This window comes from Vibrio sp. Y20_XG_PY13 (assembly GCF_024181925.1).
In the GTDB taxonomy this organism is placed as follows: domain Bacteria; phylum Pseudomonadota; class Gammaproteobacteria; order Enterobacterales; family Vibrionaceae; genus Vibrio; species Vibrio parahaemolyticus.
Genome location: NZ_JAMZAL010000010.1, coordinates 90,141 through 108,675 on the forward strand (window position 1 = coordinate 90,141; position 18,535 = coordinate 108,675).

The window sequence follows — 18,535 nt, forward strand, 5'->3', positions numbered from 1 at the left end:
TTTGTTTCAAGGTTAGATAGGGCAGCGAAGCCCTACGCCAAAAGTTACTTAAATTTGATGAGGTCATCACTATGTCAGCTAAGAAGCCACTGGCTCTAGTTATCCTTGACGGTTACGGTTACCGTGAAGACACAGCAAGTAACGCAATTGCGAATGCGAAAACACCAGTAATGGATGCTCTGATTGCGAACAACCCACATACTCTAATCTCTGCTTCAGGCATGGATGTTGGCCTTCCTGATGGTCAAATGGGTAACTCAGAAGTTGGTCACACTAACATTGGCGCAGGTCGCGTTGTATACCAAGATCTAACTCGTATCACTAAATCAATTGCTGATGGTGAGTTCGAACAAACTCCTGCTCTAGTGGAAGCTATCGACGCTGCAGTGAAAGCAGAAAAAGCGGTACACATCATGGGTCTTATGTCTCCAGGTGGCGTACACTCTCACGAAGATCACATCTACGCAGCGGTTGAAATGGCGGCAGCTCGTGGCGCTGAGAAAATCTACCTACACTGTTTCCTAGACGGTCGTGACACACCACCACGCAGTGCAGAAAACTCACTACAACGTTTCCAAGATCTATTCGCGAAACTAGGTAAAGGCCGCGTTGCTTCTCTAGTTGGTCGTTACTACGCAATGGACCGTGACAACAACTGGGAACGTGTTCAAGTTGCTTACGATCTACTAACCCAAGCTAAAGCTGAATTCACAGCAGAAACGGCTGTTGCTGGTCTTGAAGCGGCTTACGCTCGTGACGAAAACGACGAGTTCGTGAAAGCAACGGCGATTAAAGCAGAAGGTCAAGAAGACGCAATCATGCAAGACGGTGATGCGGTTATCTTCATGAACTACCGTGCTGACCGTGCACGTCAAATCACACGTGCATTCGTTCCTGGTTTTGACGGTTTTGAGCGCGCAGTATTCCCAGCAATCAACTTCGTGATGCTGACTCAATACGCGGCAGATATCCCTCTAGCAACAGCATTCCCACCAGCGTCTCTAGAAAACACGTACGGTGAATGGCTATCTAAGCAAGGTCAAACTCAGCTACGTATCTCTGAAACAGAGAAATACGCGCACGTTACTTTCTTCTTCAACGGTGGTGTTGAGAACGAATTTGAAGGCGAAGAGCGTCAATTGGTTGCTTCTCCAAAAGTAGCTACTTACGACCTACAACCAGAAATGAGCTCTCCAGAGCTAACTGAGAAATTGGTTGCGGCTATCAAGTCTGGTAAGTACGACACAATCATCTGTAACTACCCTAACGCAGATATGGTTGGTCACACTGGTGTTTACGAAGCAGCTGAAAAAGCGATCGAAGCACTAGACGAAAGCGTAGGCAAAGTGGTTGAAGCAATCAAAGAAGTTGGCGGTCAGCTACTGATCACTGCGGACCACGGTAACGCAGAAATGATGATCGACCCTGAAACTGGCGGCGTTCACACTGCACACACTAACCTACCAGTGCCTCTAATCTACGTAGGTGACAAAGCAGTTGAGTTCAAAGAAGGCGGTAAACTGTCTGACCTTGCACCAACAATGCTTTCTCTAGCGGGTCTAGAAATCCCTGCTGAAATGTCTGGTGATGTGCTAGTTAAGTAATTAACTGACGACTCAGAATGACAAAAGCCCGAGTATAAACTCGGGCTTTTTTGTGTCTGGTAATAAGGACTGGTTTGTAAGATTACTGAACTAAAATCCCCGCACCAATCACCGCTAGGGCCGCGCCCAACCAAGCAAATCGGTTTGGTCGGCGTTTAGTGTAAACCCAGAGCAGCGGTAGTAACATGATTGGCGTGGTTGAAGATAGCAGAGCAACCATGCCTACGTTCCCTTCGCGCAGCGCGTAAAGAATTAACGTCATTCCTACGGCCATCGCGAGAAAGCCATTCAACGCCGTAATGCCAAAAACACGCCAAGTAATGCGTTGGGTGGAGCGAGCAACTTTTACTCCAACGATAAGTAATAAGCAGTGCGCAACGAACGCGCTGATCATTCGAATTGCCGATGCAGCGATTGGGTCGACACTGGTTTGCATGACCGGTTTGGCAATAATGCCACCGAGCGCCTGACATATTGCAGCGGTAAGGCCGAGTGAGACTCCAACCCAAATGTTGCCTTTGATTTCCTCGAGCACATTGTTAGTTTGTCCGCGTCGGCCAAAGAATATCGCCATCACCACACCGCTAAACACCAGTGCAGAACCAAGCAGTTCAATGGCCGTCATGCTTTCGCTAAACAGGAAATAACCTAAGATGGTGGAAAACACGGCATGGCAGGAAAACAACAGGCCCGCTTGCCTTGGCCCCATGCGATTCAAACAAGCAAACAGTGCGGTGTCGCCAATGAAGATCCCTATCAATCCGGATGCCATCATCGGCGTAATGTGTTCCCAAGACACACTTAGCCAACCGCCGGTTATCCACGCCATGGTCGACAAAATCATGGCTGTGCAGCCCATCCGCCAACGACTGTAAGAAAAGGCACCCAGATGCTGCGCAGGAATAACCGAAATCAGGCTGGAAACCGCCCATAAAAAGGCAGCGCACAGAGCAAGCCATTCGTAACCCATGATTGATAGACGTCCTTGTTGAATAGGGTTGAGGGCTCTTAATATGCATGAAATGCCACGAGCAATGCCATCATTTTTTTATTTATAATTGGGAAGTTAAAGGGCTAGATAACATCAATAAAAAAGCAGCTCTGGGAGCTGCTTTTTTGGGGCGGTTTACACTTTAAAGCGACTGATGTTTTCTCGCATGGTGTTCGCTGTGTTGAACATTCTGCGTGCGCCTTCACTGCTTTTCAGTGATTGCTCAGCAATGACATCTGCATCGTCTTTGATGCCTTGAGTATTGCGGCTGATGTCTTCACTTACCGCTCGCTGCTCTTCTGCTGCGCTCGCAATCTGCATCGCCATATCATTAATCTCAGTGATAGAGTTGGTGATGCTGGTTAGACTGTCGTGCGCTTGCTGTGCGTAATCCACGCTGGTATCTGCTAAGCTAGTGCTGGCTTGCATGCTGTTTACGGCAAGCTTGGTATTGCTTTGCAGCGTTTCAATCATGGTACGGATTTCTTCTGTTGAGCCATGAGTGCGTTGGCTAAGTACACGTACTTCATCCGCTACCACGGCAAATCCGCGTCCTTGTTCACCCGCGCGTGCTGCTTCGATGGCCGCATTGAGAGCGAGCAGGTTGGTTTGCTCAGCAATGCCTTGAATCGTAGACAAAATTTGGTTGATGCTTTGGGTGTTCGCTTCCAGTTCAGAAATCACATTTGCCGCATCACTCACTTGCTCAGCAAGCGACACAATCGCTTCTCGGTTTTTCTGAATAACGCTTTGACCTTCCACACACGCAGATGCGGAGTTTTGGGATGCACTTGCGGTCAATTCTGCATGACTTGCGACTTCTGCAGCGGTTGCCGACATTTCATGAATGGCCGTAGCAATTTGGTTTACGTCATTTTGTTGGTGCTCAACGCGTCCTGCCGCCATGGCTGAGAGTTCATTCGCCTGTTGTGCTTGTTCTGACAACTGCTGACTGTTTTCGACGATGTTTTTTAGCATTGATTGCATCTGAGCAAGGAACTGGTTGACGTGCGTGGCCAGTTCACCAATTTCATCCATGCGTTCAATCTCGATGCGCTGCGTCAAATCACCTTCACCTTGTGACAGTTCAGAGAGTGCATCCGACAAAGTTTGCAGTGGACGTAGTAGGCGAGTGATCACGTAAGTGCTGATGGCAGCGATGATCAAATACATCACGATTGAAGCAATGGCAGTAAAGGTCACTTGCTCCGAAACGGATGCAAAAGCCATTTGTTTGTCTTGCACAACGCCCAGAGACCAATCGGTGTTAGGGACTTGAGCAACATAAATCAGTTGGTCGCCTTGTTTTGGCCACGTGATTGTTTCTAGCTTCGCGTGTTGTGCCAAGTTGGCCATTTTATCGCGCGTCAGTTCTGGATTTAACGTGGTGAGCGGTTTCTGGCTGAGCTTTTCATCTTTATAAGCGACGAGGTTATTGTTGCCATCCACCAAAAACGCGAAGCCGTTGTTATCCAGTTGGATATTCAATACTTCGTTGATGATGTCTGTGACGGCCAAGTCAGCGGCCAATACGCCTTGTTTGTTTTGGTTAAACGCTTTGGCAAAGCTGACCACAATACTGCCATCAAAATCTTGGTATGGCTCGGTAATGATCAGCCCAGATTGTGCCATCGCGTCTTGATACCAAGGGCGAGTTCGAGGGTCGTAATCGGATGGCCATGATTCGCTTTTATCGCCGTAGGCAATCGCGCCGTCAGAGAACCCTGCGTAAACAGAGAGAAATTTCCCCGCGCGTTTGGTCAACAATAACTCGCGATCTGCATCATCATAACCGGCGATGATTTGTTCGTTAGCCAACATCATATCGCTACGAATTGAGAGCCAATCGCTGATATAACGGTTAGTCGACTCAGAAATATTCTGTATTTCTCGGTTGAGTGTGGATGTGGTTTCTTCGTGAAGTTGATTAACGGAAACCCAAGCTTGAACGCCACTTACGATGGCGATAATGACTGCGATAGCAATCTGGATTTTTAACTTAATGGTATTTCTCATTGTCTAACCTTTATAAACAGACAAAAAGATCAGTGTCACAACGTGTGACTCCAGAGGGTTTAGACGATTCAAGCACAGAGCGTTACATGAAAGGCTTTAGTGAATTTATCGACAGTTAGTGATGAAACTTGAGGCACATGGTGTGATTTTTATTCAGCAATGCAATGTTAAATCTCTATTCATCATGGTGTGCAAAGGGGGACGAAGTCGAGGTAATGGGAATGAAGGGGCTCTGTGAAGGCGTAACCCCTCACAGAGCCAGAACGTTAGAAGAGAATCAACACAGCGCCGTAAACTATAAACAGACCAATTAAGCCAATGATGAGTCCGACTTTCGCCATGTCTTTGCTTTCTATCAAGCCCGTTGAATACGCTAATGAGTTTGGTGGGGTGGAGACAGGTAAAATCATGCCCAGTGAAGCCGAGAATGCGACCACAACCAGTAAGCCTTGTAAGCCACCGACAGCGGCCAAACTCGGCATGGAAACCCCGATAGCTGCGGCAATTGGCATCAACAAGTTCGCGGTCGCGGTGTTCGACATAAAATTGGCCATCAACCAACACACGATGGAGAGTGCAACCACCACCGCAAATGGAGACAGTGCCTCATAATCAATTGCGTGGGCGAGCGCTTCTGCCAAGCCCGTTTTATCGAGTGCAATGCCAATCGCAATACCACCGGCAACCAACCACAATACGTCCCAGTTGATCAGTTTGAGCTCTTCTTTGCCCATGATGCCCGTTAAGGTAAAGACTGCTAGAGGAATAATCGCGACGACGTACGTATTCATGCCATGAGCTTTGGTGGTCATCCATAAGACGATGGTGAGGGCGAAGGTCACGTAAACCACCATTGCGCGCCAGCTCTTTTTGAAAGTGCCATCCAACTTGAGTTTCATTTCTGGCTCGCTCGATGGGAACAGCTTTTGCAGTAAGAACCAAGCGATGGTCAATTGCACTAAGACAAAAGGTAAGCCCATCATCATCCATGAGAGGAAGTCGATGGTGTTTTCTCCAGTGAGATATTGCAGTGCGATGGCGTTCGGTGGCGTACCTATTGGCGTAGCAATACCACCTGTATTGGCGGCTATTGGAATACACAAAACCAGTGCTTTAATGCCTAAGTCACCTTTCGGTGCTGACGCCACAATAGGGCCAAGTAGCGCTAACATCATGACCGTTGTTGCGGTATTGGACATGAACATGGAAAACACCGCGGTGATCAACATCAGTCCGAGCATGATGAATTTGGGCTGGTTGCCAAATGGTTTAAGCAACACGCGAGCGAGGTTGTTGTCGAGCTCATACTTAGAAGCGGCAATCGCTAATGCGAAGCCGCCCATAAAAAGAATAATGATTGGTGACGAAAAGGCAGAGAAGATATCAGTGTAGTTGATCAACTCGCCAAGATCGTGCCCTGGTGGTGGATTGCGAAACAGATGCAAGCCTTTGTCAGAAATCATGATCAGTTCGAGAGCGATAATAAGAATGGACGTAGCAAAAACGGGAACAGGCTCAAGAACCCAAAGCAGGGCCGCAAGAAGAAAAATGGCCAACAAGCGATGCTGAATTAAAGTGAGATCATCAATGGGAATAGCATCAATCGGCATCATCAAAACACCGAGCGGAATTAAAAAACACACCAGCAATTTAGCCAGTGTGCTGACATTCATCTTTGGCATTGGTAGCCCCTCTAAATATTCATCCTAAGCGCAGGATAAATGATTGTAGATTGAGGGTCTTAGAGGCAGGTATGAGTTTGGAGAAGAGAGTCTAAATTTTGAACAGAATTTTGCTTTTCATCAATAAAAAAAGAGCCCTTGATAAAGGGCTCTTTTAGCTGAATTTCGCTTATTTTTTCAGGGCGTAAGGTGTGCCCATTACGGTTGGCTGGCCGTTTTCCATGCTTGCGTCAAACTCAATCGCGTCTTTCGCAAACAGGTTGATCACAGTCGAACCCAGTTTGAAGCGACCCATTTCTTCGCCTTTTTTCAGGATAACGGCTTTGTCACCTTCTGCTGGGTAATCCCATTTGTAGACCGTGTTACCGCGAGGTGGCGTGATGGTGCCTGCCCAAACTTGCTCGATACTGCCTACGATGGTTGCACCAACCAGAACCTGTGCCATTGGGCCAAATTCGGTATCGAAGATACATACCACTCGTTCGTTACGTGCAAATAGGTTCGGTACGTTTTCTGCTGTCAGAGGGTTTACTGAGAACAGATCACCAGGAACGTAAATCATTTGGCGCAATGTGCCGTCACATGGCATGTGTACACGGTGGTAATCGCGAGGCGATAGGTATAGCGTTGCGAATGAACCGTCTTTGAATTCTTCTGCGAGTTTCTCATCACCACCAAGCAGCTCTTGCGCCGAGTAGTTGTGGCCTTTTGCTTGAATCAGTTGACCATCTTCAATTGGGCCAAATTGGCTCACACAAGCATCTGCTGGGTGCGTAATGATCTCATCACCTTCAGTGATTGGGCGTGCGCCTTCTTTGAGCTCACGAACAAAAAACTCGTTGAACGTTTTGAAATGCTTAGGATCAGAGTGCTTTGCCTCGTCCATATTCACATTGTACTGTTTGATAAACCAGCGAATGACCGCGGTGGTTAGACTACCAGCTTTGGCTGATGCCAGTTTGCCCATTAGGCGAGTTAGGCCATGTTGTGGGATCCAGTACTGCAGTCCAACTTTAATCTTGTCCATCTTTAATTCCGATACTTCTGTCTGTTCTGTTAGATTCGCGCTTTGGGCGCGTGATGTTACTGAACTTTAATGTGCTTGTCAGTATTCGGTGAAGAATTCTTACACAGTTGCTCAGACAATCTGGTTACAGATCGGCTTTCTTATTGCGTGAGTATTGGCGGTTTGCCTTGTTCTCCATCATGCTTTCTAGAATGCGATGGTAGTTCTCAAAACGAACCTCACTCACTCCGCCTTTCTCAACGGCTTCACGCAGAATACAGCCAGGGTCGTCGTTGTGTTTACAGTCTCGGAATTTACAGCCACCAAGGTATGGGCGGAACTCAACGAACGCTTTGGTGACTTCTTCAGCCTCTAAGTGCCAAAGACCAAATTCGCGAACCCCTGGTGAGTCAATAAGATCGCCGCCAGTTGGAATGTGGTAAAGGCGTGCTGCTGTCGTGGTGTGTTGACCTAAGCCAGAGTTTTCAGAAATTGCGCCTTCTTCCACTTCTTGTTCTAGTTCAGGCATTAATGCATTAACCAAACTCGATTTACCTACGCCAGATTGACCAACAAAGATGTTGATACGATCGCGTAACTGCACTTCTAAATCACTAATGCCTTCACCGGAATTTTTACTCACGAACAGCACTTTATAACCAATTCGCTCGTACTCTTTGAGCCACTCTTCGTACATTGCACGGTCATCTGCCTCAAGCAAATCGACCTTGTTGAGCACCAACAATGGTGCGATGTTGAGTGTCTCTGCGGCCACTAAATAACGGTCGATAATGTTCAGTGATAGCTCAGGCAAGACAGACGAGACAATCACCATCTGATCGATGTTTGCCGCAACTGGTTTGAGGCCGTCGTAGTAGTCTGGGCGAGTCAGCATTGATGTACGTGGCTCTACGGCTTCAACAACACCTGAGATGCCTGCCATTGATTCAAGACCTTCACGCCAGAGCACTCGGTCACCGGAAACCAGAGACTCAATGCCACGACGTAGGTTACAGCGTTGAACCTCGCCAGTTTCTAAATCTTCGATGTCAGCGTGCTGGCCAAAGCGAGTAATTACTAGACCCTGTTTACTTGCGCCAAGCATGTTCTCATCCCATTGGATGGACTCTTCTTGCTTCTTTAGGCGTTTTTGTTGGTTGCTGCGTACGCGGCGCACCTGACCTTTGGTTAACTTTTTCTTTTTTGCCACAATGTTTTACTTAGTGAGTTAACTCAAGCGATTGAGCTCGTTCTCGGCTCAAGTTCGTGAGTATCGTGTTTCAAGTATTTTCAGGTATAGTACCTCTTTTATCGATAAACAAATAGGCGGCGTAACCATGTCCTTTAGCGATCAAAACCTAATTTGGGTGGATTTAGAGATGACAGGGCTTGATCCTGAAACGCACAAAATCATCGAAATTGCTTCTATCGTCACAGATAGCGAACTGAATATTTTAGCTGAAGGGCCAGTGCTTGCCGTGCATCAGCCAGAAGAAGAGCTAGCCAAAATGGACGATTGGTGCACCAACACGCACACGGCTAGCGGTTTGGTTGAGCGCGTTCGTAACAGCAAAATCTCTGAGCAAGATGCCGTAGCACAGACCATCGAATTTTTAGAAAAATGGGTACCAAAAGGCGTATCGCCAATCTGCGGTAACAGCATTGGTCAGGACCGTCGTTTCTTGTACAAGCATATGCCTGAACTGGAAGAATACTTCCACTACCGTTACTTAGATGTGAGCACACTAAAAGAGCTGACTCGTCGTTGGAAGCCAGAGGTGTTGGACGGTTTCTCTAAACAGGGCACACATTTAGCGTTGGACGACATCCGTGAATCTATTGCGGAGTTAAAGTACTACCGCGAAACGATCTTTAAGATCTAACTGTTAAGGCTGCGATCTAAATTGTTGTCATTCTTGATTGTTTTGCTTGCTTTTTCGTCGTTCAGTAAAAAATTAAAGTTTTTTTGAACGAAGGACTTGCATCAAAAAAAAATGCTCTTATAATTCGCAGCCCTGAACAGCGGAAACGTTGTTGATGCGACACTAGCTCAGTTGGTAGAGCGCAACCTTGCCAAGGTTGAGGTCACGAGTTCGAACCTCGTGTGTCGCTCCAAATTTTTATTATTGCACTAAATAATAATACATGGACGCGGGATGGAGCAGCTTGGTAGCTCGTCGGGCTCATAACCCGAAGGTCGTCGGTTCAAATCCGGCTCCCGCAACCAATTCTCTTCTGAGAATATGCGACACTAGCTCAGTTGGTAGAGCGCAACCTTGCCAAGGTTGAGGTCACGAGTTCGAACCTCGTGTGTCGCTCCAATTTGATAGCTCTCATTGTGCTTAACAATGAAATACGGACGCGGGGTGGAGCAGCTTGGTAGCTCGTCGGGCTCATAACCCGAAGGTCGTCGGTTCAAATCCGGCCCCCGCAACCAAATTTAATCAATAGCGTTTGCTGTTGATATGCGACACTAGCTCAGTTGGTAGAGCGCAACCTTGCCAAGGTTGAGGTCACGAGTTCGAACCTCGTGTGTCGCTCCACTTTCTTTCTAAGTGGACAGTATAGCTCTCATTGTGCTTAACAATGGAATACATACGGACGCGGGGTGGAGCAGCTTGGTAGCTCGTCGGGCTCATAACCCGAAGGTCGTCGGTTCAAATCCGGCCCCCGCAACCAAATTCAATCAATAGCATTTGCTGTTGATATGCGACACTAGCTCAGTTGGTAGAGCGCAACCTTGCCAAGGTTGAGGTCACGAGTTCGAACCTCGTGTGTCGCTCCACTTTTCTTTAAGTGAAAAGTAAAGCCTTCATTGTGCTTAACAATTACATGCGACACTAGCTCAGTTGGTAGAGCGCAACCTTGCCAAGGTTGAGGTCACGAGTTCGAACCTCGTGTGTCGCTCCACTTTTCTTTAAGTGGAAAGTAAAGCCTTCATTGTGCTTAACAGTGACATGCGACACTAGCTCAGTTGGTAGAGCGCAACCTTGCCAAGGTTGAGGTCACGAGTTCGAACCTCGTGTGTCGCTCCACTTTCTTCAAAGTGAACTGCATAGCCCTCATTGTGCTTAACAGTGACATTGCGACACTAGCTCAGTTGGTAGAGCGCAACCTTGCCAAGGTTGAGGTCACGAGTTCGAACCTCGTGTGTCGCTCCAAATTTATATTATTGCACTACGCGATAATACATGGACGCGGGATGGAGCAGCTTGGTAGCTCGTCGGGCTCATAACCCGAAGGTCGTCGGTTCAAATCCGGCTCCCGCAACCAATTCTTTTAAGAGAATGTGCGACACTAGCTCAGTTGGTAGAGCGCAACCTTGCCAAGGTTGAGGTCACGAGTTCGAACCTCGTGTGTCGCTCCACTTTCTCTAATGAAAAAGCAAAGTTCTCATCGTACTTAACGGTGACGTAATACGGACGCGGGGTGGAGCAGCTTGGTAGCTCGTCGGGCTCATAACCCGAAGGTCGTCGGTTCAAATCCGGCCCCCGCAACCAATTTCAGACGATAGTTGCAGTTTGAGTAGTTGGTATTTTCTAGCTCTCAGATCGTCACGGATGCGCCGCCCAGTTCACTTTGGCTTTCGCTCCATTCCATCGCTCTTTTCATAATGCTGCGAAGCATGAATCCCCTAAAAGCATATCTTAATCCGCATCAAATGATGTCGGACGGTTTCGTTTGTGTTTAAAACACGATATGAATCGGCTGGCGTAATCATTTCATGATGTTCGGAGCGTTTTACCTATGTTAATTAACAGAGTTATCCACATATAACGTTCTGTGGATAAGTTGGTTGATAAAGTGTTTTTAGCTTGAGGATTTTGATGGGTAAAGAAAGATCTTTTGTTTTTTAGGAAGTCTTGGTTGCTGGTGATTTGGTCTTAACTTATTGTTATTTAAGGTTAAATGTATTATTTCATCGGATCGAATACGTTAAAATACGATCATAACCTTGTCTTTTTTTGATCCTAGTCATTTACTCAGGTTGTGTTTAACTTTTTTTTGCAACCCATTTTTAATCAAATCTAGAATTTTTTTCCACATTACAGAATTGAGAACAGGGTCATGTATTGAGCATGCAAAAAGTGTTTTCAATCTCTTGCATATAGGCTACGCACTAGGCATCCCTAGGTAAGCCTTTCTCAACAATTCTAATTAAACGCTTTTTCTTCGTCTCAATCAGTTCTGCATCTACAGAAGGGATATGGTTGAGCTGCTGGGTAAGTGCCCATTCGATGTGCTCATCCAGTAATTTACTTTCACCAAGTCGCGCATTAAGTGCGTCTATCACCCGTTGGCTGTATTCTGCATTACCAAGTGCGACAGATATATTACGTAGCCATTGTTCGTGACCGATACGACGGATAGCAGAACCTTCCATATTTTTTAAGAACGTCGCCTCGTCCCATTGGAATAATTCAACTAAGTCTGGATTGTGAAAGCTTTCCCTGCGATGGAAATCTTCTTGTTCGGTTACGTCTGCATAGCGGTTCCATGGGCAGACGAGTTGGCAGTCATCACAGCCGTAGATGCGGTTACCCATCGGTTTGCGGAATTCCTCAGGGATGACACCATCAAACTCTATCGTGAGATAAGAGATACAGCGTCTCGCATCGACAACTTTATCTTCTACAATGGCTTGAGTCGGGCATGACGTAATACACGCTCGGCATTTTTCGCATTGGTCGACACTTGGAGTATCGACTGGCAAAGGTAGGTCAATCAGCAGTTCACCAAGGAAGAACCAAGAACCACACTCTTTATCTAAGATCAGTGAGTGTTTACCTGTCCAACCCAATCCGGCCTTTTGGGCTAAAGGGCGCTCAAGTATTGGCGCAGAGTCGACAAAAGGGCGATAACCAAACTGACCCACTTCTTCTTCTATGAGCTTACCCAACTTGTTGAGCTGCTTTCTGACCAGCTTATGGTAATCACGCCCTAGCGCATAGCGGCTAATATAAGCGTGATTTTTATTCGCGAGATTTGAAGCGAATTGCGCTTCTGGCGGTAGGTAGTCCATCCGGACGCTGATAACGCGAACGGTTCCCGGTAATAACTCATTGGGTCTGGCGCGCATCATTCCGTGACGAGCCATCCAATCCATTGAGCCGTGATAGCCAGCATCTAGCCATTTTTGTAGTGCGGCTTCATGTTCACTAAGATCAACGTCGCAGATGCCCACTTTTTGAAAGCCGAGCTCTTTTCCCCAAACTTTGATTTGTTGTGCGAGTTGTTCGTAGTTCATGTTTTATCACCGAGATAAAGGGGGCGGGATCTTAACGGATCTATTCTATTGGTGCTACCGTAAAGTTGAGGTTGGTACTCGTAAATTCGTTTCTCAAAGTTCAGGCTGAATGGCCATTGGCGCGTTTTTATCAGCAAAATCATTATGCATGTATCACGGAACCTTTTGCTATATGCGGCGTTCTTATAACTGTGAGTTAAACTCTTTTCGATCAAAGTTAATACTCGGTAAATAAGTTACAGTTTTTGGCTACTTTTTTCGCACATATGACATTTGAAAGCTTGTCTCTCAAAACCAACACGGTTTACTATTCCTGTTCTTTTGATTTTTATATAGTCAACGATCATTAGTTAGAGAAGCATCAATGAGCACGAAACAATTTACTTTAAAAGATGAGCAAGAAACGGTAGCACTGGGCACCGAGCTGGCTCAACTTTGTTCTCAACAAACCACTATTTATCTGCATGGCGATTTAGGTGCAGGTAAAACAACCTTCAGTCGTGGTTTTGTCCGTGCTCTTGGGCATCAAGGAAACGTGAAAAGTCCGACTTATACGCTTGTCGAACCTTACCAATTAGATAAGTGGCAGGTTTACCACTTTGATCTTTACCGATTGGCAGATCCTGAAGAATTGGAATTCATGGGGATCCGAGATTACTTCACAGATGATGCGATCTGCTTGGTTGAATGGCCTGAAAAAGGGCAAGGATTGCTGCCACAACCAGATTTAGATGTAGAAATTCGTTATCAAGGTGAGCAACGCGTCGCTGAGATAACGGCGAACAATGATTACGGTGTGCAGTTACTCAGTCGATTGGAGCTATGTTGAGTCTTTCAAATTTTAGAGCAGTGGCGACGTTTGTCGCCACTTTTCTCCTTATCATCCCCAATGTAGCATTTGCTAACGTCGTTAAAAGTTTCCGAGTGTGGCCTTCCCCAGATGAGACTCGTGTTGTCATCGATTTAGGCTCGGAAGCGGACTATTCCTATTTTTCTTTGTCAGGGCCGGACCGTCTTGTGGTGGATATGAAAGACACCACCATGCAAGCTAAATTGCCAGTGACCGTTTCTGATAGCCCAGTGCTTAAATTGGTGCGTAAAAGCTCGCCTCCAGAGAAAGGCACCTATCGCCTTGTTTTTGAATTAAAGAAAAACGTTCAGGCAGAGTTATTCAAACTCAGTCCAACGCCGGGCGGCCAATATGGGCATCGTTTGGTGATTGACCTGCCACACGGTAAGAAAACCGCGACAGCAGCAGCGAAACCAAGCAAACCGACGACAACCAGCAAAGACATGAGTACCGTACAGCGTGCTCAAGAAGTATTGATCGTGATCGATCCTGGTCATGGTGGTGAAGACCCTGGCTCAATTGGTCCATCTCGTCGCAAGTATGAAAAAGACGCGGTACTGAGCATTTCTCGTAAGCTTGCAGCGCAACTTGATGCGACGCCGGGAATCAAAACGCGCATGACGCGTACCGGTGACTACTTTGTTAACTTAAACCGCCGTGTTGCATTTGCCCGCGAAAATGACGCGCACCTGTTAATCTCAGTTCACGCGGATGCGTTCACGTCACCACAACCTCGTGGGGGATCGGTATTCGTATTGAATACGCGTCGCGCAAACACTGAGATTGCTCGTTGGGTTGAGAACCACGAGAAACAGTCCGAGTTGCTCGGTGGTTCTGGCAATGCATTTGTCACGAACACGAAAGACCGCAACGTGAACCAAACTTTGCTCGATCTCCAGTTCAGCCATTCGCAAAAAGAAGGCTACAAGTTGGCGACCGAAATTTTGGGTGAAATGGGACGCGTCGCGCATCTACACAACACCAAGCCAATCAACACTAGTCTGGCAGTATTGCGTTCGCCACAAATTCCATCGGTCCTTGTAGAGACTGGATTTATCTCTAACCCAACAGAAGAGAAACTGCTGTTCCAACGCGCGCACCAAGATAAGTTAGCGCAGGCTATCTCTAAAGCGGTGGTTAAATATCTAAAAGATAACCCACCTGAAGGCACGGTGTTCTCACCTTCCTCTAAACCAATGGTGCACATTGTTAAGCGTGGTGAATCGCTGTCTGTGATTGCGAATAAATACGGTACTAACTCGAAAGCGTTGATGGCTGAGAACAAGTTGAAATCGACCAGCTTAGCGGTTGGACAAAAACTGCGTATTCCGTCAGCTGGCAAGATCCAAGTGCCAAGCAAGCCTATTACAGTAGAGACTGAAACGATTACTCATACCGTTAAATCGGGTGAGTTCTTGGGTAAGATCGCAAGTCACTATAAAGTGAAGCTGTCGGATATTCGTCGTGAGAACAACTTAAAATCCGATACCTTATGGGTTGGTCAAAAACTTAAGATCACCGTAGCAGTGAAAGATAAACCGATTCGCAAGCACAAAGTCGCGCGAGGGGAATACCTTGGTAAGATTGCGTCCAAATATGGCGTGAGTGTTGCGAGTATTCGCCAAGCAAACAACTTGCGCTCGGACGAGCTTGCTGTTGGGCAAGTCCTGATCATTCCAAACAAATAAGTAAGTGAGCTTCTAACTCATTATGACGATAAAAATTTTGCCAGCTAGGCTCGCCAACCAAATTGCGGCAGGGGAAGTGGTCGAAAGACCTGCCTCTGTCATCAAAGAGTTGGTGGAAAATAGCCTCGACTCTGGCGCAACCCGAATCGATATCGATATCGAAAAAGGCGGTGCCAAGCTTATTCGTGTTCGTGACAACGGAAAAGGGATTGCGAAAGATGAGCTCGGGCTGGCACTCAGTCGTCATGCAACGTCTAAAATCCATACCTTAGATGATTTAGAAGCGATCATGAGCTTGGGCTTTCGTGGAGAGGCATTGGCGAGTATCAGTTCCGTTTCTCGTCTTACATTAACCTCTCGCCCTGCTGCGCAAGAAGAAGCGTGGAGTGCATATTCGGAAGGGCGTGATATGCAGGTCAAATTGCAGCCTGCTGCCCATCCCATTGGTACCACGGTTGAAGTGCTGGATTTGTTTTTCAATACTCCTGCACGCCGTAAGTTTCTGCGTACCGAAAAAACGGAATTTGCTCACATTGACGAGCTGTTAAAACGCATTGCACTGAGCCGCTTTGATGTCTCGATCAACGTGCGCCATAACGGCAAAGTTATCCGCCAGTACCGTGCGGCTAAGAATCAACTGCAAACCGAAAAGCGTATAGCGGCGGTGTGTGGTAATGCATTTGTGCGTAACATGCTTCGTATTGAGCTTGAGCATCAAGGCCTCAAGTTGCATGGTTGGATCACCACCCCGGATGGGGCTCGTCAGCAAAGCGATTTGCAGTATTGTTACGTGAATGGCCGCATGATGCGGGACAAACTGATTAATCATGCGATCCGTCAAAGCTACGAAATGAGTTTAAAGCCGGATCAATTCGCCGCTTATGTGTTGTTCATCGAGCTAGACCCGCATCAGGTGGACGTGAACGTTCATCCAGCGAAGCATGAAGTGCGTTTCCACCAAGCAAGATTGGTACATGACTTTATCTATCAAGCTTTGGCTGATGCACTGGCACAAAGCTCTGTGATTGATAAGCCGCAAGTCAATGAGTCCGCGTTCCATCGAGCAGAGCCTGAAGAGCGAGAAAGCCAACCGGAAACGACGCCTCAATACTCGCCACAATCAGTGAGTACTACTGTCCCAGAGCGTGTGTATCAAGCGATTGATAAAACGCCTACGTACCCTGGACGTACTGATTATGAGATAAAGCCACGCGATCGTGCGCCGAGTGATTCATCTGTGCGTGAAGCGCGCATTGCAGATTCCTTTAAGCGAACGGATTGGATTGAGTCCAAACCTGCGCCTAAACCAAATGTAGGTAAAGAGCGTCATGCTGAACCTGCACCAAGTAAGCGAGAAGTCCACGCTTACCATGAACTGCTAAAAACACCCGACTTCGAATCTCAACAAGCTGAGCAACCGACATCGACAGAGTCCGTTCGAGAAGTGAGTTTGCCTCAAGTTACAGCATTGGGGAAAGCGTTGGCTGTTGTGGATGAACAATTTGTACTGATGAGCAGCGACAGTGGAGTAGCATTAGTTTCATTACCTCGAGCTGAGTTCTATCGCACCAAAGGTCAGTTGACGCCAAGTGAAGGAGCGTTAAAAGCGCAGCCTTTATTAGTACCGTTGTCGATGAAGTTGGACACTGACTTAGTGAAGTTGGCACAAGATTATCAACAAGACTTTGCTCAGTTGGGTATCCAATTAAAAGCCAGAAATGATAAAGCGCTAATGGTCATGGGCGTGCCAGCACCATTACGCCAACAAAACTTACAAAATTTAGTGCCAGATCTGTTATCTTACGCGCAAACGTGGATGAAGGGAGAAAAGGCGTCAACTCAGATGCTTCCTGCTCTGATCGATTGGCTTGCTGTGCAGGTCACAACGGTCAAGAGTCACTATACTCTCTCTGAAGCCATTCAAATTATTGCGGAACTTGAACAGTTAAGGCATGGTCAATTGCCACTAGACGATAAAACATTCGTATCTGCTGTTGATTTCTCTGCCACGATAGCCAAATTAAAACCATGACAGACAAACTACCTTTGGCTCTTTTCTTGATGGGGCCAACTGCATCAGGTAAAACCGAGCTAGCGATTCGCTTGCGTCAAAAGTTTCCGGTTGAGATCATCAGTGTGGATTCTGCATTGATCTACAAAGGAATGGATATCGGTACGGCAAAACCTGACGAAAGAGAGTTGAGTTTAGCGCCGCACCGCTTAATTGATATCCTAGATCCTAGCGAATTTTATTCGGCGGCGGACTTTCGCCGCGATGCTTTGCAAGCGATGGATGATATTGTTGCAGAAGGAAAAATTCCACTCCTAGTGGGTGGTACAATGCTGTATTACAAGGCATTACTTGAAGGCTTATCACCTCTTCCTGCTGCAAATCCTGAAATTCGTCAGCAAATTGAACAAGAAGCATTGACTAAAGGTTGGTCAGTGTTGCACGATGAACTGAAAGAAATTGATCCTGTATCAGCGGCGAGAATACATCCAAATGATCCCCAGCGTTTATCTAGGGCGTTGGAAGTGTATCGTATTTCAGGTAAAACTCTTACTGAGTTGACTCAAACTAAAGGTGAAAGCCTGCCGTACCGAGTTAAACAGTTTGCAATAGCTCCCAAGGATAGGGCAGAACTTCACCGTCGCATTGAACTGCGTTTCGACAAAATGATGGAAGCGGGTTTTGAAGATGAAATGAAAGCGTTGTATGCGCGCAAAGATCTTCATCCGGATCTTCCTTCTATTCGTTGCGTTGGTTACCGACAGATGTGGGAGTATTTAGATGGGGAGTGCACACGTGATGAAGCTGTATTTCGTGGCGTATGTGCGACTCGTCAATTGGCCAAGCGTCAAATCACCTGGTTACGCAGCTGGGATGACTTAACTTGGTTGGATAGCGATAACATTGAGCAGGCACTCGAAACCATGTCAGAAGCAATAGCATCTGATTGAGATAGCTGTGTATAATGTGATCGTTTTTGCGTGAACGCACTCTCAAAGGATCTGTTGTTGGCAGTTTTTATACTATGCTGCTAATTACTTAGAGTGCATTTTTGATTCGTTTAGCTCAGATGCAAAAGCAGTACTTTTTGCATTGCACCACTAGCTAAATAATTACAACTACAAATTAAATAAGGAAAATAAAATGGCTAAGGGGCAATCTCTACAAGACCCATTTCTAAACGCGCTACGTCGTGAGCGTATTCCAGTGTCTATCTACCTTGTGAACGGTATCAAGCTACAAGGTCAGATCGAATCATTCGATCAATTCGTGATCCTGCTGAAAAATACTGTAAACCAAATGGTGTACAAGCACGCGATTTCTACAGTTGTGCCGGCTCGTCCAGTGAGCCACCACAGCGGTGATCGTCCTCAAGGCGACCGTCCACAAGAGAAATCAGAAGATTAATTCTTCATCGAGTATTTTTAAAATAAGGAGTT

The 18,535-nt window shown here is 46.7% G+C and carries 13 protein-coding genes and 13 tRNA genes; 20 read left to right on the forward strand and 6 right to left on the reverse strand.

What is annotated here, in order from left to right; genetic code table 11:
• Positions 1–71: 71 nt before the first annotated feature.
• Positions 72–1,604 carry a 2,3-bisphosphoglycerate-independent phosphoglycerate mutase gene (gene gpmM, locus NL646_RS19625; RefSeq protein WP_005456931.1) on the forward strand — a complete coding sequence of 511 codons (1,533 nt, stop codon included), beginning with the start codon at positions 72–74 and terminating at the stop codon, positions 1,602–1,604.
• 82 nt (positions 1,605–1,686) lie between these two features.
• On the opposite strand, the gene NL646_RS19630 is transcribed toward gpmM, so the two are convergent.
• The 5 genes from NL646_RS19630 to rsgA all read right to left on the reverse strand — a co-directional run bounded on the left by NL646_RS19630 (position 1,687) and on the right by rsgA (position 8,509).
• Complete coding sequence (locus NL646_RS19630; RefSeq protein ID WP_025558689.1) at positions 1,687–2,574, reverse strand: DMT family transporter; 888 nt, start codon at positions 2,572–2,574, stop codon at positions 1,687–1,689.
• 156 nt (positions 2,575–2,730) lie between these two features.
• Complete coding sequence (locus tag NL646_RS19635; RefSeq protein WP_253664593.1) at positions 2,731–4,611, reverse strand: methyl-accepting chemotaxis protein; 1,881 nt, start codon at positions 4,609–4,611, stop codon at positions 2,731–2,733.
• Positions 4,612–4,877: 266 nt separating this feature from the next.
• Positions 4,878–6,293 (reverse strand): DASS family sodium-coupled anion symporter, encoded by a 1,416-nt coding sequence (locus tag NL646_RS19640; RefSeq protein ID WP_015297419.1) that lies wholly within the window; start codon positions 6,291–6,293, stop codon positions 4,878–4,880.
• Between the two features lie 169 nt (positions 6,294–6,462).
• Positions 6,463–7,320: an archaetidylserine decarboxylase gene (asd, locus tag NL646_RS19645; protein ID WP_020839784.1), complete on the reverse strand. Its 858-nt coding sequence runs from the start codon at positions 7,318–7,320 to the stop codon at positions 6,463–6,465.
• Positions 7,321–7,444: 124 nt separating this feature from the next.
• A complete protein-coding gene (gene rsgA / locus NL646_RS19650; protein WP_253664594.1) occupies positions 7,445–8,509 on the reverse strand; it encodes a small ribosomal subunit biogenesis GTPase RsgA in 1,065 nt (354 codons plus the stop codon).
• Positions 8,510–8,636: 127 nt separating this feature from the next.
• On the opposite strand from rsgA, the gene orn reads away from it, so the two are divergent.
• The 14 genes from orn to NL646_RS19720 all read left to right on the forward strand — a co-directional run bounded on the left by orn (position 8,637) and on the right by NL646_RS19720 (position 10,799).
• Positions 8,637–9,182: an oligoribonuclease gene (orn, locus tag NL646_RS19655; RefSeq protein WP_005456987.1), complete on the forward strand. Its 546-nt coding sequence runs from the start codon at positions 8,637–8,639 to the stop codon at positions 9,180–9,182.
• Positions 9,183–9,338: 156 nt separating this feature from the next.
• Positions 9,339–9,414: transfer RNA gene (locus NL646_RS19660), tRNA-Gly, on the forward strand.
• Positions 9,415–9,449: 35 nt separating this feature from the next.
• Positions 9,450–9,526 (forward strand) — tRNA-Met (locus NL646_RS19665).
• A gap of 18 nt (positions 9,527–9,544) precedes the next feature.
• Positions 9,545–9,620: transfer RNA gene (locus NL646_RS19670), tRNA-Gly, on the forward strand.
• Positions 9,621–9,659: 39 nt separating this feature from the next.
• Positions 9,660–9,736 (forward strand) — tRNA-Met (locus tag NL646_RS19675).
• A gap of 30 nt (positions 9,737–9,766) precedes the next feature.
• Positions 9,767–9,842: transfer RNA gene (locus tag NL646_RS19680), tRNA-Gly, on the forward strand.
• 59 nt (positions 9,843–9,901) lie between these two features.
• Positions 9,902–9,978 (forward strand) — tRNA-Met (locus tag NL646_RS19685).
• 30 nt (positions 9,979–10,008) lie between these two features.
• Positions 10,009–10,084 (forward strand) — tRNA-Gly (locus tag NL646_RS19690).
• A gap of 49 nt (positions 10,085–10,133) precedes the next feature.
• A tRNA-Gly gene (locus NL646_RS19695) sits at positions 10,134–10,209 on the forward strand.
• Positions 10,210–10,258: 49 nt separating this feature from the next.
• Positions 10,259–10,334, forward strand: a tRNA-Gly gene (locus tag NL646_RS19700).
• A 50-nt stretch (positions 10,335–10,384) separates the two neighbouring features.
• Positions 10,385–10,460: transfer RNA gene (locus NL646_RS19705), tRNA-Gly, on the forward strand.
• Positions 10,461–10,495: 35 nt separating this feature from the next.
• Positions 10,496–10,572 (forward strand) — tRNA-Met (locus NL646_RS19710).
• An 18-nt stretch (positions 10,573–10,590) separates the two neighbouring features.
• Positions 10,591–10,666, forward strand: a tRNA-Gly gene (locus NL646_RS19715).
• A gap of 56 nt (positions 10,667–10,722) precedes the next feature.
• Positions 10,723–10,799, forward strand: a tRNA-Met gene (locus tag NL646_RS19720).
• A 620-nt stretch (positions 10,800–11,419) separates the two neighbouring features.
• On the opposite strand, the gene queG is transcribed toward NL646_RS19720, so the two are convergent.
• Positions 11,420–12,547: a tRNA epoxyqueuosine(34) reductase QueG gene (queG, locus tag NL646_RS19725; RefSeq protein WP_140150932.1), complete on the reverse strand. Its 1,128-nt coding sequence runs from the start codon at positions 12,545–12,547 to the stop codon at positions 11,420–11,422.
• A 364-nt stretch (positions 12,548–12,911) separates the two neighbouring features.
• Between queG and tsaE the strand changes: the two genes are divergently transcribed.
• The 5 genes from tsaE to hfq all read left to right on the forward strand — a co-directional run bounded on the left by tsaE (position 12,912) and on the right by hfq (position 18,503).
• Positions 12,912–13,376 (forward strand): tRNA (adenosine(37)-N6)-threonylcarbamoyltransferase complex ATPase subunit type 1 TsaE, encoded by a 465-nt coding sequence (tsaE, locus tag NL646_RS19730; RefSeq protein ID WP_005457080.1) that lies wholly within the window; start codon positions 12,912–12,914, stop codon positions 13,374–13,376.
• Positions 13,370–15,085 (forward strand): N-acetylmuramoyl-L-alanine amidase, encoded by a 1,716-nt coding sequence (locus NL646_RS19735; protein WP_025818664.1) that lies wholly within the window; start codon positions 13,370–13,372, stop codon positions 15,083–15,085. Before tsaE ends, NL646_RS19735 begins: the two co-directional genes overlap by 7 nt.
• Positions 15,086–15,107: 22 nt before the next feature.
• Positions 15,108–17,117 (forward strand): DNA mismatch repair endonuclease MutL, encoded by a 2,010-nt coding sequence (gene mutL, locus NL646_RS19740; protein ID WP_029840462.1) that lies wholly within the window; start codon positions 15,108–15,110, stop codon positions 17,115–17,117.
• The gene (gene miaA / locus NL646_RS19745; protein WP_025627381.1) at positions 17,114–18,046 is read left to right on the forward strand and encodes a tRNA (adenosine(37)-N6)-dimethylallyltransferase MiaA; all 933 of its coding nucleotides are present in this window, start codon (positions 17,114–17,116) and stop codon (positions 18,044–18,046) included. The genes mutL and miaA overlap by 4 nt, the downstream gene beginning before the upstream one ends.
• A gap of 193 nt (positions 18,047–18,239) precedes the next feature.
• Positions 18,240–18,503 carry an RNA chaperone Hfq gene (gene hfq, locus NL646_RS19750; RefSeq protein WP_005438329.1) on the forward strand — a complete coding sequence of 88 codons (264 nt, stop codon included), beginning with the start codon at positions 18,240–18,242 and terminating at the stop codon, positions 18,501–18,503.
• The last annotated feature ends 32 nt before the right edge of the window (positions 18,504–18,535 follow it).